The organism is Sphingomonas rhamnosi, assembly GCF_036663615.1.
Lineage (GTDB): Bacteria > Pseudomonadota > Alphaproteobacteria > Sphingomonadales > Sphingomonadaceae > Sphingomonas.
On sequence record NZ_JAXOJJ010000004.1, the window covers coordinates 37,339 to 51,490 of the forward strand.

The following is a 14,152-nucleotide window of genomic DNA, read 5'->3' on the forward strand; positions in this document are numbered from 1 at the left end:
GCATGGTCTAAGCGTGATTCGGAGAGGGGGCATCCCGGCGCTTGCGGTCAAAGCGGCGCGAATGTTGTCAATGTTGAGACGCTGGCGCGGTTTTGTGCGGTGAATGTTGAGGGGGGCGGCGATTGCGCGGCCAATGTGCATGGCGTGGCTCTCGGTTGCTGGACAGCGCGCAGGGGCGGGACTCGGCATGATGGGGATCGTGTCAGATGCGCGCTGTGTAGGACAGAGGGCGGGTCCGGGAAAATCCTCCCCTGCAAGGGGAGGTGGCTGGCGCAGCCAGACGGACGGGTGACGCGCTCCAATCGGCGTGGACACCCCTCCGTGAGCCCTGCGGGCTGCCACCTCGCCTTTCAGAGGAGGATGTGGGGGAGGCCTGGTCTTTGCCTTTCATTTCCACCCCGGCGGAGGCCGGGGCCCAATTGGGAAGGTCTTGGTAACGAAGCGCAGTCCGCCGTTAGCGGGGTCCCCCAATTGGGCCCCGGCCTTCGCCGGGGTGGTGCTATGGTATGGAGTGCCGCGACGATCGTATGTTGAGACCGATGACAATCCGTTCACGTCCGCGTCATCCCTTGCGCCCGCCCGGCTTGCATCCCCGCCAACCCGATGCTACCCGCGCCGCTTGCCGTGGAGAGGTGCTTTCGCGCCCTCGTTTCCCATGGTCTTATTTGTTGCAGGCGAGGATTACAGCTTCCGTGGAGACATCCGGCGGTATTCAGGCGAGCTTAGGTGGACGTTATGCGCTCGCCCTGTTCGAACTCGCGCGTGACGCGAAGGCGATCGAGACGGTCGAGGCCAGCCTCGCCACCGTGCGCGACGCGCTGGCGCAGTCGGACGATTTCCGCGCGCTGACGACGAGCCCGATGGTGTCGCGCGGCGCCGCGGTTAAGGCCGTGTCTGCAGTGGCGGAGTCGCTCGGCGTCGACGCGACCACGCGCAGCTTCCTGGGCGTGCTCGCCGAGAACCACCGGCTGGGCGCGCTGCCCAAGATCATCCGCGCGTTCCGCGAACTGGCCGCGCAGCATCGCGGCGAGGTGAGCGCCGAGGTCGCCTCCGCCTATCCGCTGACCGATACGCAGGTGATCGAGCTGAAGCATCAGCTCCGCCAGCGCGTCGGCCGTGAGGTTTCCGTCGACCTGTCGGTCGATCCCACGCTGCTGGGCGGGCTCGTCGTCCGCGTCGGCAGCCAGATGATCGATTCGTCGATCAAGACTCGTTTGAACACGCTCGCGCAGGCGATGAAAGGTTGACCATGGATATCCGCGCCGCAGAAATCTCGAAGATCATCAAGGATCAGATCGCCAATTTCGGCACCGAGGCCCAGGTCAGCGAGACCGGCCAGGTGCTGAGCGTCGGCGACGGCATCGCGCGCATCTATGGCCTCGACAACGTCCAGGCCGGCGAGATGGTCGAATTCTCGAACGGCGTGCAGGGCATGGCGCTCAACCTCGAGGCCGATAACGTCGGCGTCGTGATCTTCGGGAGCGATTCCGAGATCAAGGAAGGCGATATCGTCAAGCGCACCGGCACGATCGTCGACGTGCCGATCGGCAAGGAGCTTCTCGGCCGCGTGGTCGACGGCCTCGGCAACCCGATCGACGGCAAGGGCCCGATCGTCACGACCGAGCGCAGCCGCGTCGAAGTGAAGGCGCCCGGCATCATCCCGCGCCAGTCGGTCAGCGAGCCGGTGCAGACCGGCCTGAAGGCGATCGACGCGCTCGTTCCCGTCGGCCGCGGCCAGCGCGAGCTGATCATCGGCGATCGCCAGACCGGCAAGTCGGCCGTCGCGGTCGATGCGTTCATCAGCCAGAAGACCGCGAACGCCGGCGACGACGAGTCGAAGAAGCTGTATTGCGTCTATGTCGCGATCGGCCAGAAGCGCTCGACCGTCGCGCAGCTCGTCAAGACGCTCGAAGAGAATGGCGCGATGGAATATTCCATCGTCGTGGCAGCCACCGCGTCGGACCCCGCACCGCTCCAGTATCTCGCGCCCTATACCGGCGTCGCGATGGGCGAGTATTTCCGCGATCGCGGCATGCACGCGCTGATCGTCTATGACGATCTGTCGAAGCAGGCCGTGGCGTATCGCCAGATGTCGCTGCTGCTGCGTCGTCCGCCGGGCCGCGAAGCCTATCCGGGCGACGTGTTCTATCTGCACAGCCGCCTGCTCGAGCGTGCGGCGAAGATGTCGGACGCGAACGGTGGCGGATCGCTGACCGCGCTGCCGATCATCGAGACGCAGGCGGGCGACGTGTCGGCGTACATCCCGACCAACGTGATCTCGATCACCGACGGCCAGATCTTCCTCGAAACCGACCTGTTCTTCTCGGGCGTGCGCCCGGCGATCAACGTCGGCCTGTCGGTCAGCCGCGTCGGTTCGGCCGCACAGACCAAGGCGATGAAGAAGGTGTCGGGCTCAATCAAGCTCGAGCTGGCGCAGTACCGCGAGATGGCGGCATTCGCGCAGTTCGGGTCGGACCTGGATGCATCGACGCAGAAGCTGCTCAACCGTGGTGCGCGTCTGACCGAGCTGCTCAAGCAGGGCCAGTTCTCGCCGCTGCCGTTCGAGGAGCAGACGGTGTCGATCTTCGCGGGCACCGCCGGCTATCTCGACAAGGTGCCCGTCGCCGACGTGACGCGCTACGAAGCCGCGCTGCTCGCCGACATGCGCGCGAACCATGCCGACGTGCTCGCGATGATCCGCGACACGCGCGATCTCGGCAACGACACGAAGGCCAAGCTGGTCGAGTCGATCGACTCGTTCGCGAAGACGTTTGCTTGATGCGGTAACCTAGCTGCCGTCACCCCGGGCTTGACCCGGGGTCCCGCTTCAAACGGCGGACAGGCAGCGGGACCCCGGATCAAGTCCGGGGTGACGGAAGAAAGAAGACAATGGCATCACTCAAGGCCCTCAAGATCCGCATCGGCTCGGTGAAGTCGACGCAGAAGATCACCAAGGCGATGAAGATGGTCGCCGCCGCGAAGCTGCGCCGGGCGCAGGACGTGGCGGTCGCCGGGCGTCCGTATGCCGAGCGGCTCGAAGCCGTGATGGCGAGCCTGGCCGGCCGCGTCGGCATCGCACCGGGCGCGTCACCTCTGCTCGCGGGAACGGGCAAGGACCAGGTGCATCTGATCGTCATCGCGACGTCGGAGCGCGGGCTTGCGGGTGCATTCAACACCAACATCGTGCGTGCGGCGCGGCGGAAAGCCGAAGAGCTGATCGCGGCGGGCAAGACCGTGAAATTCTACATCGCCGGCAAGAAGGGGCGCGTGATCAAGCGCTTCTTCCCGAACGACATCCTGGCCGACCACGAGATGGGCCATATCAAGAAGCTCGCGTTCGGCGATGCGCAGGCGATATCCGAGGACCTGATCAAGCGCTTCGGCGAGGGCCAGTTCGACGTCGCGCACCTGTTCTACGCGAAGTTCGTGTCGGCGCTGGTGCAGGTGCCGACCGGGATCCAGATCGTGCCGGTGCCGCTGTCGAGCATCCCGGGTGCCGAGGGCAAGACCGGCGCCGCGACCGCGGTGACCGAGTATGAGCCCAGCGAAGAGGCGATCCTCGCCGACCTGCTGCCGCGCAACGTCGCGATCCAGATTTTCCGCGCGCTCCTCGAGAATGCGGCGTCGGAGCAGGGCAGCCGGATGAACGCGATGGACAACGCGACGCGCAACGCCGGCGACATGATCACGCGACTGTCGATCCAGTATAATCGCACGCGCCAGGCCGCGATCACGACCGAGCTGGTCGAGATCATCTCGGGCGCCGAAGCGCTCAAATGAGGACGGTTGCTGTCCTGACTCTGGCTGGGTTGCTGGCGGGCTGCGGCAAGCCGGCACCGACGGTGCGCGAGACCGAAGCGACCAAGGTCGCCGCGGTGTCCACGCTCACCGGCTGGGACCGCGTGTTCGCGTCGCCCCAGGAGGTGATCGGCGCGATCAACCAAGCCGGGCTCGGCATCGATATGCCGGCCGCCGCCGATTATGCGCTGTCGGGGCACGAGCGGATGATCTCCAATTCGTCCGCCGCGGTGCCGAACACGATCAATGCGACCGTCAAGGGCGCCGAACCCGCGCGGATCGACACGATCACCTATTCGCTCAGCCTGACCGATCCGGTGGACGCGAAGACCGCGCGTCGGCGGTTCGCGCAGACGATCGGCGACTTTCTGACCCGGTTCAAGCTGCCCGGTTTTGCCGCGCTGCTCGATGCGGCGCGCGACGGCCAGCCGTTTGCGCAGACCGTGGCGGGCGCGCCTGCCAGCGTGGTCGTCGTGCCGCCAGCTAACGGTGCGCCCGAGCGCATCGACGTGACTTTTACCCGTCCTGCGGCTATCAGCCCAGGCAACACCAAGACCCAAGGATAGTGTGATGGCCACCGCCGCTGAAGCAATCCGCCCTACCGAGGGCACGACCAACAACACCGGCCGCATCGCGCAGGTCATTGGTGCCGTCGTCGACGTGCATTTTCCCGACAATTTGCCCGCCATTCTGTCGGCGCTCGAAACCGATAACAACGGCAACCGGCTGGTGCTCGAAGTCGCGCAGCATCTCGGCGAGAACACGGTTCGCACGATCGCGATGGACGCGACCGAGGGCCTGCGTCGCGGCCAGACCGTGACCGACACCGGCTCGCAGATCCGCGTGCCGGTCGGCCCGAAGACGCTGGGGCGCATCCTCAACGTCATCGGCGAGCCAATCGACGAGCGTGGCCCCGTCGGCGCCGAGACGACCGCGCCGATCCACGCACCAGCGCCGCTGTTCGTCGACCAGTCGACCGAGAGCGCGATCCTGGTCACGGGCATCAAGGTCATCGACCTGCTCGCACCCTATGCGAAGGGCGGCAAGATCGGCCTGTTCGGGGGCGCCGGCGTCGGCAAGACCGTGCTGATCCAGGAACTGATCAACAACATCGCCAAGGGCCATGGCGGCACCAGCGTGTTCGCGGGCGTCGGCGAGCGGACCCGCGAGGGCAACGATCTGTATCACGAGTTCCTCGACGCGGGCGTCATCGCCAAGGATGCCGACGGCAATCCGCAGTCGGAGGGCTCGAAGGTCGCGCTGGTATTCGGCCAGATGAACGAGCCGCCGGGCGCGCGTGCCCGCGTCGCGCTGTCGGGCCTGACCATCGCCGAATATTTCCGCGACGTCGAAGGCCAGGACGTGTTGTTCTTCGTCGACAACATCTTCCGCTTCACGCAGGCGGGCGCGGAAGTGTCGGCACTGCTCGGCCGTATCCCGTCGGCGGTGGGCTATCAGCCGACGCTGTCGACCGACATGGGCGCGTTGCAGGAGCGCATCACCTCGACCAACAAGGGGTCGATCACCTCGGTCCAGGCCGTGTACGTGCCGGCCGACGATCTCACCGATCCGGCGCCGGCGACGTCGTTCGCGCATCTTGACGCCACGACCAACCTCAACCGCGCGATCTCGGAGCTGGGCATCTACCCGGCGGTTGATCCGCTCGATTCGACCTCGCGTCTGCTCGAACCGCGCGTCGTCGGCCAGGAGCATTACGACACCGCGCGTGCGGTCCAGTCGACGTTGCAGAAGTACAAGTCGCTGCAGGACATCATCGCGATTCTCGGCATGGACGAGCTGAGCGAAGAGGATAAGCTGACCGTGCAGCGGGCGCGGAAGATCCAGCGCTTCCTTAGCCAGCCGTTCCACGTCGCCGAGGTCTTCACCGGCATCAGCGGCAAGTTCGTCCAGCTCGAAGACACGATCCGCTCGTTCAAGGCGGTGGTCGAGGGCGAGTACGACCACCTGCCCGAGTCGGCGTTCTACATGGTCGGCGGCATCGACGAAGCCGTCGCCAAGGCCGAGAGGATGGCCGCCGAGGCGTAACTGAAGTTCCCCTCCCGCTTGCGGGAGGGGTTAGGGGAGGGCCTGTAAAGCCGTCCCTTGCCGACAGGCCCTCCCCCAGCCCCTCCCGCAAGCGGGAGGGGAGTGAGACCCAAGACATGCTGCATTTCGAACTCGTCACGCCTGAAAAGCTCGTCCGCTCGGAGGAGGTCCACATGGTCGTCGTCCCCGGTGCCGAAGGCGACTTCGGCGTGCTGGAGGGCCATGCGCCGTTCATGTCGACGGTCCGCGACGGCGCGTTGCAGCTGTTCCGCACCGCCGGCGGCCCGGCGGAGACGATCACGATTCGCGGCGGGTTCGCGGAAGTGAATGCGTCGGGGCTTACCGTGCTGGCCGAGAGCGCGGAATAAACCCTCCTGTGTCCCCGCGAAGGCGGGGACCCAGACTGGGCACCCGCCTTCGCGGGTGAACGGCGCTACAGGAAATTATACGGGTCGACGTCGACCGTCACCCGCGCCTTGCTCGACCAGTCGAGCTTGCCCAGCCAGTCGCGGATGACGTCCTGGACGTCGAGCGCGCGCTTGGCGTGGACGAGCAGGCGGTAGCGGTGGCGGCCGCGGAGCATCGATAGCGGCGCAGGGGCGGGGCCGTAGACGTGCATGCCGTCGACCTCCGGCGCGCTGCGGCCCACCAGTTTTGCGACATCGTGCGCGCAGGACTGGTCCTCCGACGAGACGACGATCGCGGCGTAGCGGCCGAACGGCGGCGCGCCGGCGTCTCTGCGCGCCTCGGTCTCGGCGGCGTAGAAGGCATCGGCGTCGCCGGTGATCAGCGCCTGCATCACCTGCGCCTTGGGGCTGTGCGTCTGGATGAAGACATGGCCCGGCTTCGCCCCGCGCCCGGCGCGCCCCGACACCTGGCGGATCTGCTGGAAGGTGCGTTCGGCCGCGCGCAGATCGCCGCCGTCGAGGCCGAGATCGGCATCGACCACGCCGACCAGCGTGAGGTTGGGGAAGTGATAGCCCTTGGTCACCAGCTGCGTGCCGACGACGATGTCGATGTCGCCCGCCTCCATCCGGCCGACGAACTCGGCGGCCTTGGCGGGCGACCAGATCGTGTCCGAGGTGACGACTGCGGTCTTGGCGGCGGGGAACAGCGCGGTGACCTCGTCGGCGATGCGTTCGACGCCGGGGCCGCAGGCGACCAGCGTGTCCTCGCCCTTGCATTCGGGGCAGACTCGCGGGGTCGGTTCGACATGCCCGCAATGGTGGCAGGCGAGCCGGCGGGTGAGGCGGTGCTCGACCATCCACGCGGTGCAGTTCGGGCATTGGAAGCGGTGGCCGCAGGTGCGGCACAGCGTGAGGGGCGCGTAGCCGCGGCGGTTGAGGAAGAGGAGCGACTGCTCGCCTTTTTCGAGGTTCGTTTCGAGCGCCTTCACCAACCGCGGCGCGAGCCAGCGGCCGCGCTCGGGCGGTTCCTGGATCAGGTCGATCGGTTCGATCGTCGGCATCTCGGCAACGCCGAACCGGCCGGGCAGCTTCAGTTCGGCATAGCGACCCGTCGCGACCTGCTGGCGCGTCTCGATCGCGGGCGTGGCGGAGGCGAGGATCACCGGGCATTCCTCGAACAGCCCGCGCATCACCGCGACGTCGCGCGCGTGATAGTGGACGCCGTCCTCCTGCTTGAAGCTGGTCTCGTGCGCTTCGTCGACGACGATCAGGCCGAGGTTCGCGTAGGGCAGGAACAGGGCCGAGCGCGCGCCGACCGTCACCAGCGCCTCGCCGCTGGCGATCGCGCGCCACGCGCGGCGGCGCTGCGTGCTGCGCAGGCCGGAATGCCACGCGACGGGTTCGCAGCCGAAGCGATCGTGGAAGCGCTTGAGGAACGGTTCGGTCAGCGCGATCTCGGGGAGTAGGACGATGGTCTGCCGACCGTCGCGGATCGCCTGCGCGACGGCTTCGAAATAGACTTCGGTCTTGCCGGAGCCCGTGACGCCGTCGAGCAGCGTCGGCTTGAAGGCATGGTCGCGCACGCCGCCGACGAGGACATCGGCGGCCGCCTGCTGGTCGTCGGACAGGACCGGCTGGTGATGGTCGGGATCAGGCACCGGATAGGGGCTGTCCATTTCGACCTCGACCGCCTCGATCGCGCCCGATTTGACCAGCCCGCGGATCACCGCGTCGCTGACGTCGGCGATGGTCGCAAGTTCGCGGATGATGCCCTGGCGGTCGGCGATGCGTTCGAGCGCCTGCTCGCGCTGCGGCGTCAGCCGGGGCGGCACGACGCCGGTCGCGCGATATTCGATCGCGGTGCGCGCGCCCTCGAGCGCGGAGGTCGACGCGAGCGTCATTCGCAGGACCGAAGCGGGCGCGGCGAGATAATAGTCGGCGGTCCATTCGACCAGGCGGCGCAGCGGCGCGCGGATCGGCGGCGCGTCGGCAACGGCCAGCAGGTTGCGCAGACGATTGTCACCGACTTCCGCGTCGGAGGGCATGCGCTCCGCTTCCCAGGCCACACCGAGCAATTGTCGGGGCCCGAGCGGTGCGACGACGATCGACCCCGGCTCGACCGTCATTCCGGCGGGAACGCGGTAGTCGAGCGGGCCGAGCGCGGCGTTGAGGATCAGAATACGGGCGCGGGACATGCCGGGCCTATATGGGGGCAGAGTGCGGTCGCGTGAACCGGATTGTCGGGGTTGTGCTGCGACGGACTACGGTTTGGGGGCGTGGGTCCTCAAATCCGTCAGGCGGCGTCGCGACGGTCGGTGCTGCGGCGGCGGCGGTCGCCGACACGCGCGCGCTTCGAGGCGTACAACATGGTATCGGCGTGGTGGACGAAATCGCGAACGCCGGTGAATTCGCGGTCGAAGGTCGCGACCCCCACCGTGCCGGCGCTCACCAGTGCCAGCCCGTTGGCCTGCACCGGAACGCACAACGCACCCTCCAGACGCGCGGTGAGCGCGGCGGGGGCGGCGGCGAGATGGGGATCCTCGACGATCACCGCGAATTCGTCTCCGCCGAGCCGTGCCGCGATGCTGTTCTTGAGCCATGGTGCGCGCAGGCTGCGGCCGACGTCGCGCAGCACGTCGTCCCCCGCGGTGTGGCCGAGCGTGTCGTTGATCACCTTGAACCCGTCCAGATCGATCAGGGCGAGCAGCAGCGGTGCGCCGTGCGCATGCGCGCGCGCCATCGCCGCTTCAAGCGCGCGTTCGAACGAGGCGCGGTTGGCGAGGCCCGTCAGCGAATCGGTGTCGGCCGATCGGCGCAGCCGGGTTTCAAGCGCGTGGCGTTCGGTGACGTCCTGAAACACGCCGACAAGCGCGACCGGGACACCATCGACCATCTCGCGTTCACCCAGCATGCGTACGCGGCGCAGCACGCCCTTCGCGGTCCTGAGATCGACTTCGAGATCGAACGATTCGCCCGGGTCGACCGCGCGTTCGAGCGCGGCGGCGACTTGGTCGCGCGCGAGCGAAGGATAGAAATCCAGGGCCGCCGCGACCGAGGGCATGTCGCCGACCGCCAGATCGTGGATGTGATAGACGCCGTCCGACCAGTGGACCGCGCGGTCGGGAAGCGAAACGCGCCACGATCCGATCGCCGCCATCCGTTCGGCCTGGCGGAAGATGCGGTCTTGGCGCGAGAGGATGGTCGCCTGGCGTTCGGCGGTCGTCACGATCTCGATGGCGCGGTTCGCCGCGGTGCGCGCGGCGATCGTCGCTTCGGCCAGCGTCGCGAGATGCATCAGCGCGCGGCGCCCGTCTTCGCCAAGGATGCGGGGTGCGGTGTCGAGCACGCAGATCGCGCCGATGGCGTGCCGCTCGCCGCGGCTGTCGACCGCATGGATCGGGGCGCCGGCGTAAAAGCGTACGGCCGTGTCCCCCGTCACGAGAGGGTTGTCCGCGAACCGCACGTCGTCGCGCGCGTCGGCGATGATCATCGGTTCGCCGCTGCGAATGGTGTGGTCGCAAAAGGCGACGCTGCGCGGCGTCTCGCGCCCCGGGAAGCCTTGCGCCGCCTTGATCCACTGGCGATCGCGATCGATCAGAGTCAGCAGCGCGGTGGGGGCGTCGAGCATTTGGGCGGCCAGCGCGACCACCGCGTCGAATTCGCGTTCGGGCTGGCTGTCGAGCAGCGCGAGCGCGTGAAGGGCCGCGAGGCGGCGCGCTTCATCGTCACGGGAATCGGCTGCGGCAGGGGAGTCGGCGTTGGTCGAACTCATCTGATTCGGGTATCGCAACGACGTTAATTTTGTTTGTGCGACCGGCGGGTTAGTCTGGATCATGGAAGAAACTACGCACGACCTGCTCCCGTGGATGCTGTGGGCCGAGCATTTGGCACGCGACCGGCGGCGATCGGTGCATACGGTGCGCGCCTATCGCGCGTCGGCGGAGCGGCTGGTCGCGTTTCTCGGCCACCATTGGGGCGAGCGGATCGACCGGGCCACGCTGGCGAAGGCCACCGCCGCCGACATCCGCGCGTATCTGACGCAGCGGCGCGGTGCGGGGCTGGGCAACGCCTCGGCCGCGCGGGAATTGTCGGCGGTGCGCGGGTTCCTGGCCTGGGCGAACGCCGATGCCGAGCCGCCGCGGCTGCGGGGCCCGCGCGTGAAGGCGGGCGTGCCGCGGCCGGTGTCGCCGGCCGAGGCGATCGCGCTGGCCGAGGAGGTGGCGGACGACGCCGCCGAGCCGTGGATCGGCGCGCGCGACTGGGCGGTGCTGTTGTTGCTGTACGGCGCCGGGCTGCGAATCGGCGAGGCGGTGGCATTGACGGGAGCGGTGCTGCCGCTGGGTGCGACGATCATGGTGACGGGCAAGCGGGCGAAGACGCGCGTCGTGCCGCTGCTGCCGCAGGTGCGGGCCGCGATCGAGGCCTATGCGGCGCAGGTGCCGTTCGTGGTGGCGCGCGACGAACCGCTGTTCCGCGGGGCGAAGGGTGGGCCGTTGTCGGCGGGCGTGGTGCGGCGGGCGGTGCAGGCGGCGCGGGGGCGGCTGGGGCTGGGCGAGCGGACGACGCCGCATGCGCTGCGGCACAGTTTCGCAACGCATCTGCTGGGGCGCGGGGCGGATCTGCGCGCGTTGCAGGAGTTGCTGGGGCATGCGAGCCTGAGTTCGACGCAGGTGTACACCGCGGTCGATGCGGCGCATTTGATGGACGTCTACCGCAGCGCGCATCCGCGGGCCTGACTACGCTCCGTCATCCCAGCGAAGGCTGGGATCTCGTGCGGCAGGGGCGCCCTTCATGACGGGAGACCCCAGCCTTCGCTGGGGTGACGATGCTGGGCGCGCTAGTCTTTCGGCTTCCACGTCAGCACGCGCCAGACATAGGCGACGATGATCACAACGAACGTCGCGATCGCGACCGGGCCGACATATTTGTCGAGCTCGCCGAAATGCGCACCGAACGCGATGCCGGCCCAGGCGAGGATGGTATTCCAGATGGCGGTGCCGGCCGCGGTCCAAAGCAGGAATTTCCACAGCGGCATCCGAATCATACCCGCGGGGAGCGAGATGACGGTGCGGAAGGTGGGCATGAAGCGGAACACGAACACCACCCAGATGCCGCGCTTCAGGAAGAAGGCGTGGAGCCGTTCGACGTCGCGCCACTCCATCGTCAGCCAGCGGCCGTGGCGCGCGATGAACGGGCGGAACCGCTCATAGCCGATGTTGCGGCCGAGCCAGTACCAGAAGTAATTGCCTGCGACGGAGCCGGCGGTGCCCCAGGCGACCAGCGGGACGAGGCTCATGTCGCCGCGCGCGACCGCCATGCCGCCAAGGCCCATGATGACTTCGGAGGGGACGGGGGGAACGATGTTCTCGAGCGCCATCAGCAGGAAGATGCCGATGTAGCCGCCCCAGGCGATGAGGTTGAGGATGAACTCGGTCACGTGCTTTCCGCCCCTCCCGCTTGCGGGAGGGGCCGGGGGTGGGCTCGCGCTATCGGCCGGTGCGAATACGGAGACCGCGGGCTCACCCCCTGTCCCCTCCCGCAAACGGGAGGGGGGAAGTTAGGCACGCACCTTGGCCTCGATCGCGTCCCAGATCAGGCCGGCGACATCGGTGCCGTCGAAGGTCTCGATCGCGACGATCCCTGTCGGCGACGTCACGTTGATCTCGGTCAGCCACTCGCCGCCGATGACGTCGATGCCGACGAACAGCAGCCCGCGCTTCTTGAGTTCGGGCCCGAGCACCGCGCAGATCTCGCGCTCCTTGTCCGTCAGCTCGGTCTTCTCCGCCGACCCGCCGACCGCGAGGTTCGAGCGGATCTCGCCCTCGCCGGGCAGCCGGTTGATCGCACCCGCGACTTCGCCGTCGACCAGTACGATGCGCTTGTCGCCCTTGGCGACGTCGGGAAGAAAAGCCTGCACCATGTGCGGCTCGCGCCAGGTCATGTTGAAGACCTCGATCAGCGCGGACAGATTGGCGCCGTCCGATTCGACCTTGAAGATCGCCTTGCCGCCATTGCCGTGGAGCGGCTTGACGACGATCGCGCCGTGCTCGGCGAGGAAGGCGCGCGCCTCCTCGAGGCTGCGGGTGACGAGCGTCGGTGGCATGAACTGGGGGTAGTCGAGCACGAACACCTTTTCGGGGGCGTTGCGGACCTGGGCGGGGTCGTTCACGACCAGCGTCTTGTCGGCGATGCGTTCGAGCAGGTGGGTCGCGGTGATGTAGCCGAGGTCGAACGGCGGATCCTGACGCATCAGCACGACGTCGGCGTCGTCGCCGAGATCGAGCTGCACGGGCTCGCCGAAGGTGAAGTGGTCGCCGACGACTCGCTGGACGGTGACGGGATGCGCCTTGGCCCAGACCCGGCCGTCGCGGTAGTTGAGGTCTTCGGCACCATAGTGGAACAGCCGGTGCCCGCGGGCTTGTGCCGAGAGCATCAGCGCGAAGGTCGAGTCGCCGGCAATGTTGATGTCGGCGATCGGGTCCATCTGGACGGCGACGGTGAGGGGCATGGGCTGGTCCTGCTACGTCACCCCAGCGCAGGCTGGGGTCTGTGTGGGGCGGGCGCCAGGGCCCGAACGGGGAGACCCCAGCCTTCGCTAGGGTGACGGAATTGGTGTGAACGCGATGTAGGCGGCGGGCGTTCCGCTGTCACCCGCTCTAGGGCTGCCACGCATTCTCTATATGGCGCGGTCGGGTGCCGGGGGCGAGCAGGATGACGTCGACGCGGATGTCGTCGCCGGGGCCGGCATAGGTCGGCATCAGATATTCCGCGGCGGCGGCGACGCGGGCGAGGCGGCGTTCGTCGATCGCGAAGTCGAGTTCGGCGGCGGTGGCGCGGGTCTTCACCTCGACGAAGGCGACGAGGTTGCCCTTGCGCGCGACGAGGTCGACTTCACCGGCGGGCGTGCGGACTCGCCGATCGAGGATGCGCCAGCCTTTGAGCTTAAGCCACCATCCCGCGAGGCGTTCGCCACGCCGACCGACCGCTTCCGCGGTGCGGCGGGAGTTCGTGCTTCTGGCGGAGCGAGGACGCTGCATGCGGCGAGTGTGGCGGGGCGAGTGGCGATCAACAACCGAGATGTTGTGATGAGCGGTGTCTCGGGTCGCCCAATGTCAGCCTCAACTTCGGCGCTTTGGCGCCGTCGCGATGCTGGACAGGTCGGTTGCCGCATCGATCGGTACGCCGGCATCCTTCCGCTCCGAATACCGGTCAACGAGCTGATCCGCGTGAGGACGAAGCAAAACGGTGAACCGCACCAGCTCCTCCATCACGTCAACGATGCGATCGTAGTAGCTGGACGGTTTCATCCGGCCGGCGTCGTCGAACTCCTCGAACGCCTTAGCGACGCTCGACTGGTTGGGGATCGTCACCATCCGCATCCAGCGGCCGAGGACGCGCAGGGTGTTCACGCTGTTGAACGACTGCGATCCCGCCGACACCTGCATGACGGCGAGCGTCCGGCCTTGAGTCGGCCGCATCCCGCCCATCGACAGCGGCAGGTGGTCCACCTGCAGCTTCATGATGCCGGTGATCTGGCCGTGCCGCTCGGGGCTGCACCAGACCTGCCCCTCCGACCACATCGACAGCTCGCGCAGTTCGTGGACGGCCGGATGGTCGTCGCCGGCCGTCTGGTCGGGCAGGGGCAGGGTCGAGGGGTCGAAGATGCGCGTCTCGGCGCCGAAGAATTGCAGCAGGCGCGCCGCCTCCTCGACGCACAGCCGGGAATACGACCGCTCCCGCAGGGAGCCGTAGAGCAGCAGGATGCGCGGGGGCGGGTCGCCTCCGCCCAGGCAGAGGGCAGGACGGTCCAGCGCGTAGCGGCGATCGAGCGCGGGTAGATGGTCGGCGTCGGTGAGGGTGCGGAGGGGCATCAGGTGGGGTTTCCGATGATGTTCAGGGCG

General features: G+C 67.8%; 13 protein-coding genes. 7 read left to right on the forward strand and 6 right to left on the reverse strand.

The window, feature by feature from the left end; genetic code table 11:
* Positions 1–692 precede the first annotated feature (692 nt).
* The 6 genes from U1701_RS09750 to U1701_RS09775 all read left to right on the forward strand — a co-directional run bounded on the left by U1701_RS09750 (position 693) and on the right by U1701_RS09775 (position 6,212).
* On the forward strand, positions 693–1,247 hold the full coding sequence (locus U1701_RS09750; RefSeq protein ID WP_332782377.1) for a F0F1 ATP synthase subunit delta: 555 nt from the start codon (positions 693–695) through the stop codon (positions 1,245–1,247).
* A gap of 2 nt (positions 1,248–1,249) precedes the next feature.
* On the forward strand, positions 1,250–2,779 hold the full coding sequence (gene atpA / locus U1701_RS09755; RefSeq protein WP_332782378.1) for a F0F1 ATP synthase subunit alpha: 1,530 nt from the start codon (positions 1,250–1,252) through the stop codon (positions 2,777–2,779).
* 110 nt (positions 2,780–2,889) lie between these two features.
* A complete protein-coding gene (locus U1701_RS09760) occupies positions 2,890–3,780 on the forward strand; it encodes a F0F1 ATP synthase subunit gamma (RefSeq protein ID WP_332782379.1) in 891 nt (296 codons plus the stop codon).
* Positions 3,777–4,364 carry a DUF6030 family protein gene (locus tag U1701_RS09765; RefSeq protein ID WP_332782380.1) on the forward strand — a complete coding sequence of 196 codons (588 nt, stop codon included), beginning with the start codon at positions 3,777–3,779 and terminating at the stop codon, positions 4,362–4,364. Before U1701_RS09760 ends, U1701_RS09765 begins: the two co-directional genes overlap by 4 nt.
* A gap of 4 nt (positions 4,365–4,368) precedes the next feature.
* A complete protein-coding gene (atpD, locus tag U1701_RS09770) occupies positions 4,369–5,844 on the forward strand; it encodes a F0F1 ATP synthase subunit beta (RefSeq protein WP_332782381.1) in 1,476 nt (491 codons plus the stop codon).
* A 116-nt stretch (positions 5,845–5,960) separates the two neighbouring features.
* Complete coding sequence (locus U1701_RS09775; RefSeq protein ID WP_332782382.1) at positions 5,961–6,212, forward strand: ATP synthase F1 subunit epsilon; 252 nt, start codon at positions 5,961–5,963, stop codon at positions 6,210–6,212.
* 65 nt (positions 6,213–6,277) lie between these two features.
* On the opposite strand, the gene U1701_RS09780 is transcribed toward U1701_RS09775, so the two are convergent.
* A complete protein-coding gene (locus tag U1701_RS09780; RefSeq protein ID WP_332782383.1) occupies positions 6,278–8,446 on the reverse strand; it encodes a primosomal protein N' in 2,169 nt (722 codons plus the stop codon).
* Positions 8,447–8,544: 98 nt separating this feature from the next.
* A complete protein-coding gene (locus U1701_RS09785) occupies positions 8,545–10,023 on the reverse strand; it encodes a diguanylate cyclase domain-containing protein (protein WP_332782384.1) in 1,479 nt (492 codons plus the stop codon).
* A 61-nt stretch (positions 10,024–10,084) separates the two neighbouring features.
* On the opposite strand from U1701_RS09785, the gene U1701_RS09790 reads away from it, so the two are divergent.
* Entirely contained in the window at positions 10,085–10,987 is a 903-nt protein-coding gene (locus U1701_RS09790) for a tyrosine recombinase XerC (protein ID WP_443026027.1), read from the forward strand.
* 101 nt (positions 10,988–11,088) lie between these two features.
* On the opposite strand, the gene U1701_RS09795 is transcribed toward U1701_RS09790, so the two are convergent.
* From U1701_RS09795 to arsH, 4 genes are all read right to left on the reverse strand, one after another.
* The gene (locus tag U1701_RS09795; protein ID WP_332782385.1) at positions 11,089–11,688 is read right to left on the reverse strand and encodes a DedA family protein; all 600 of its coding nucleotides are present in this window, start codon (positions 11,686–11,688) and stop codon (positions 11,089–11,091) included.
* A gap of 120 nt (positions 11,689–11,808) precedes the next feature.
* A complete protein-coding gene (gene gshB / locus U1701_RS09800) occupies positions 11,809–12,759 on the reverse strand; it encodes a glutathione synthase (protein ID WP_332782386.1) in 951 nt (316 codons plus the stop codon).
* A gap of 148 nt (positions 12,760–12,907) precedes the next feature.
* Positions 12,908–13,288, reverse strand: coding sequence for a YraN family protein (locus U1701_RS09805; protein WP_332782387.1), 381 nt, complete (start codon positions 13,286–13,288; stop codon positions 12,908–12,910).
* 81 nt (positions 13,289–13,369) lie between these two features.
* On the reverse strand, positions 13,370–14,122 hold the full coding sequence (gene arsH / locus U1701_RS09810) for an arsenical resistance protein ArsH (protein WP_332782388.1): 753 nt from the start codon (positions 14,120–14,122) through the stop codon (positions 13,370–13,372).
* Positions 14,123–14,152: the final 30 nt, after the last annotated feature.

What these genes read in the sequence shown, in the direction of transcription:
- atpA (WP_332782378.1), top strand. Translation starts at nt 1,250, where the DNA reads ATGGATATCCGCGCCGCAGAAATCTCGAAGATCATCAAGGATCAGATC.
- U1701_RS09760 (WP_332782379.1), top strand. Translation starts at nt 2,890, where the DNA reads ATGGCATCACTCAAGGCCCTCAAGATCCGCATCGGCTCGGTGAAGTCG.
- U1701_RS09765 (WP_332782380.1), top strand. Translation starts at nt 3,777, where the DNA reads ATGAGGACGGTTGCTGTCCTGACTCTGGCTGGGTTGCTGGCGGGCTGC.
- atpD (WP_332782381.1), top strand. Translation starts at nt 4,369, where the DNA reads ATGGCCACCGCCGCTGAAGCAATCCGCCCTACCGAGGGCACGACCAAC.
- U1701_RS09775 (WP_332782382.1), top strand. Translation starts at nt 5,961, where the DNA reads ATGCTGCATTTCGAACTCGTCACGCCTGAAAAGCTCGTCCGCTCGGAG.
- U1701_RS09780 (WP_332782383.1), bottom strand. Translation starts at nt 8,446, where the DNA reads ATGTCCCGCGCCCGTATTCTGATCCTCAACGCCGCGCTCGGCCCGCTC.
- U1701_RS09785 (WP_332782384.1), bottom strand. Translation starts at nt 10,023, where the DNA reads ATGAGTTCGACCAACGCCGACTCCCCTGCCGCAGCCGATTCCCGTGAC.
- U1701_RS09790 (WP_443026027.1), top strand. Translation starts at nt 10,085, where the DNA reads ATGGAAGAAACTACGCACGACCTGCTCCCGTGGATGCTGTGGGCCGAG.
- gshB (WP_332782386.1), bottom strand. Translation starts at nt 12,759, where the DNA reads ATGCCCCTCACCGTCGCCGTCCAGATGGACCCGATCGCCGACATCAAC.
- U1701_RS09805 (WP_332782387.1), bottom strand. Translation starts at nt 13,288, where the DNA reads ATGCAGCGTCCTCGCTCCGCCAGAAGCACGAACTCCCGCCGCACCGCG.
- arsH (WP_332782388.1), bottom strand. Translation starts at nt 14,122, where the DNA reads ATGCCCCTCCGCACCCTCACCGACGCCGACCATCTACCCGCGCTCGAT.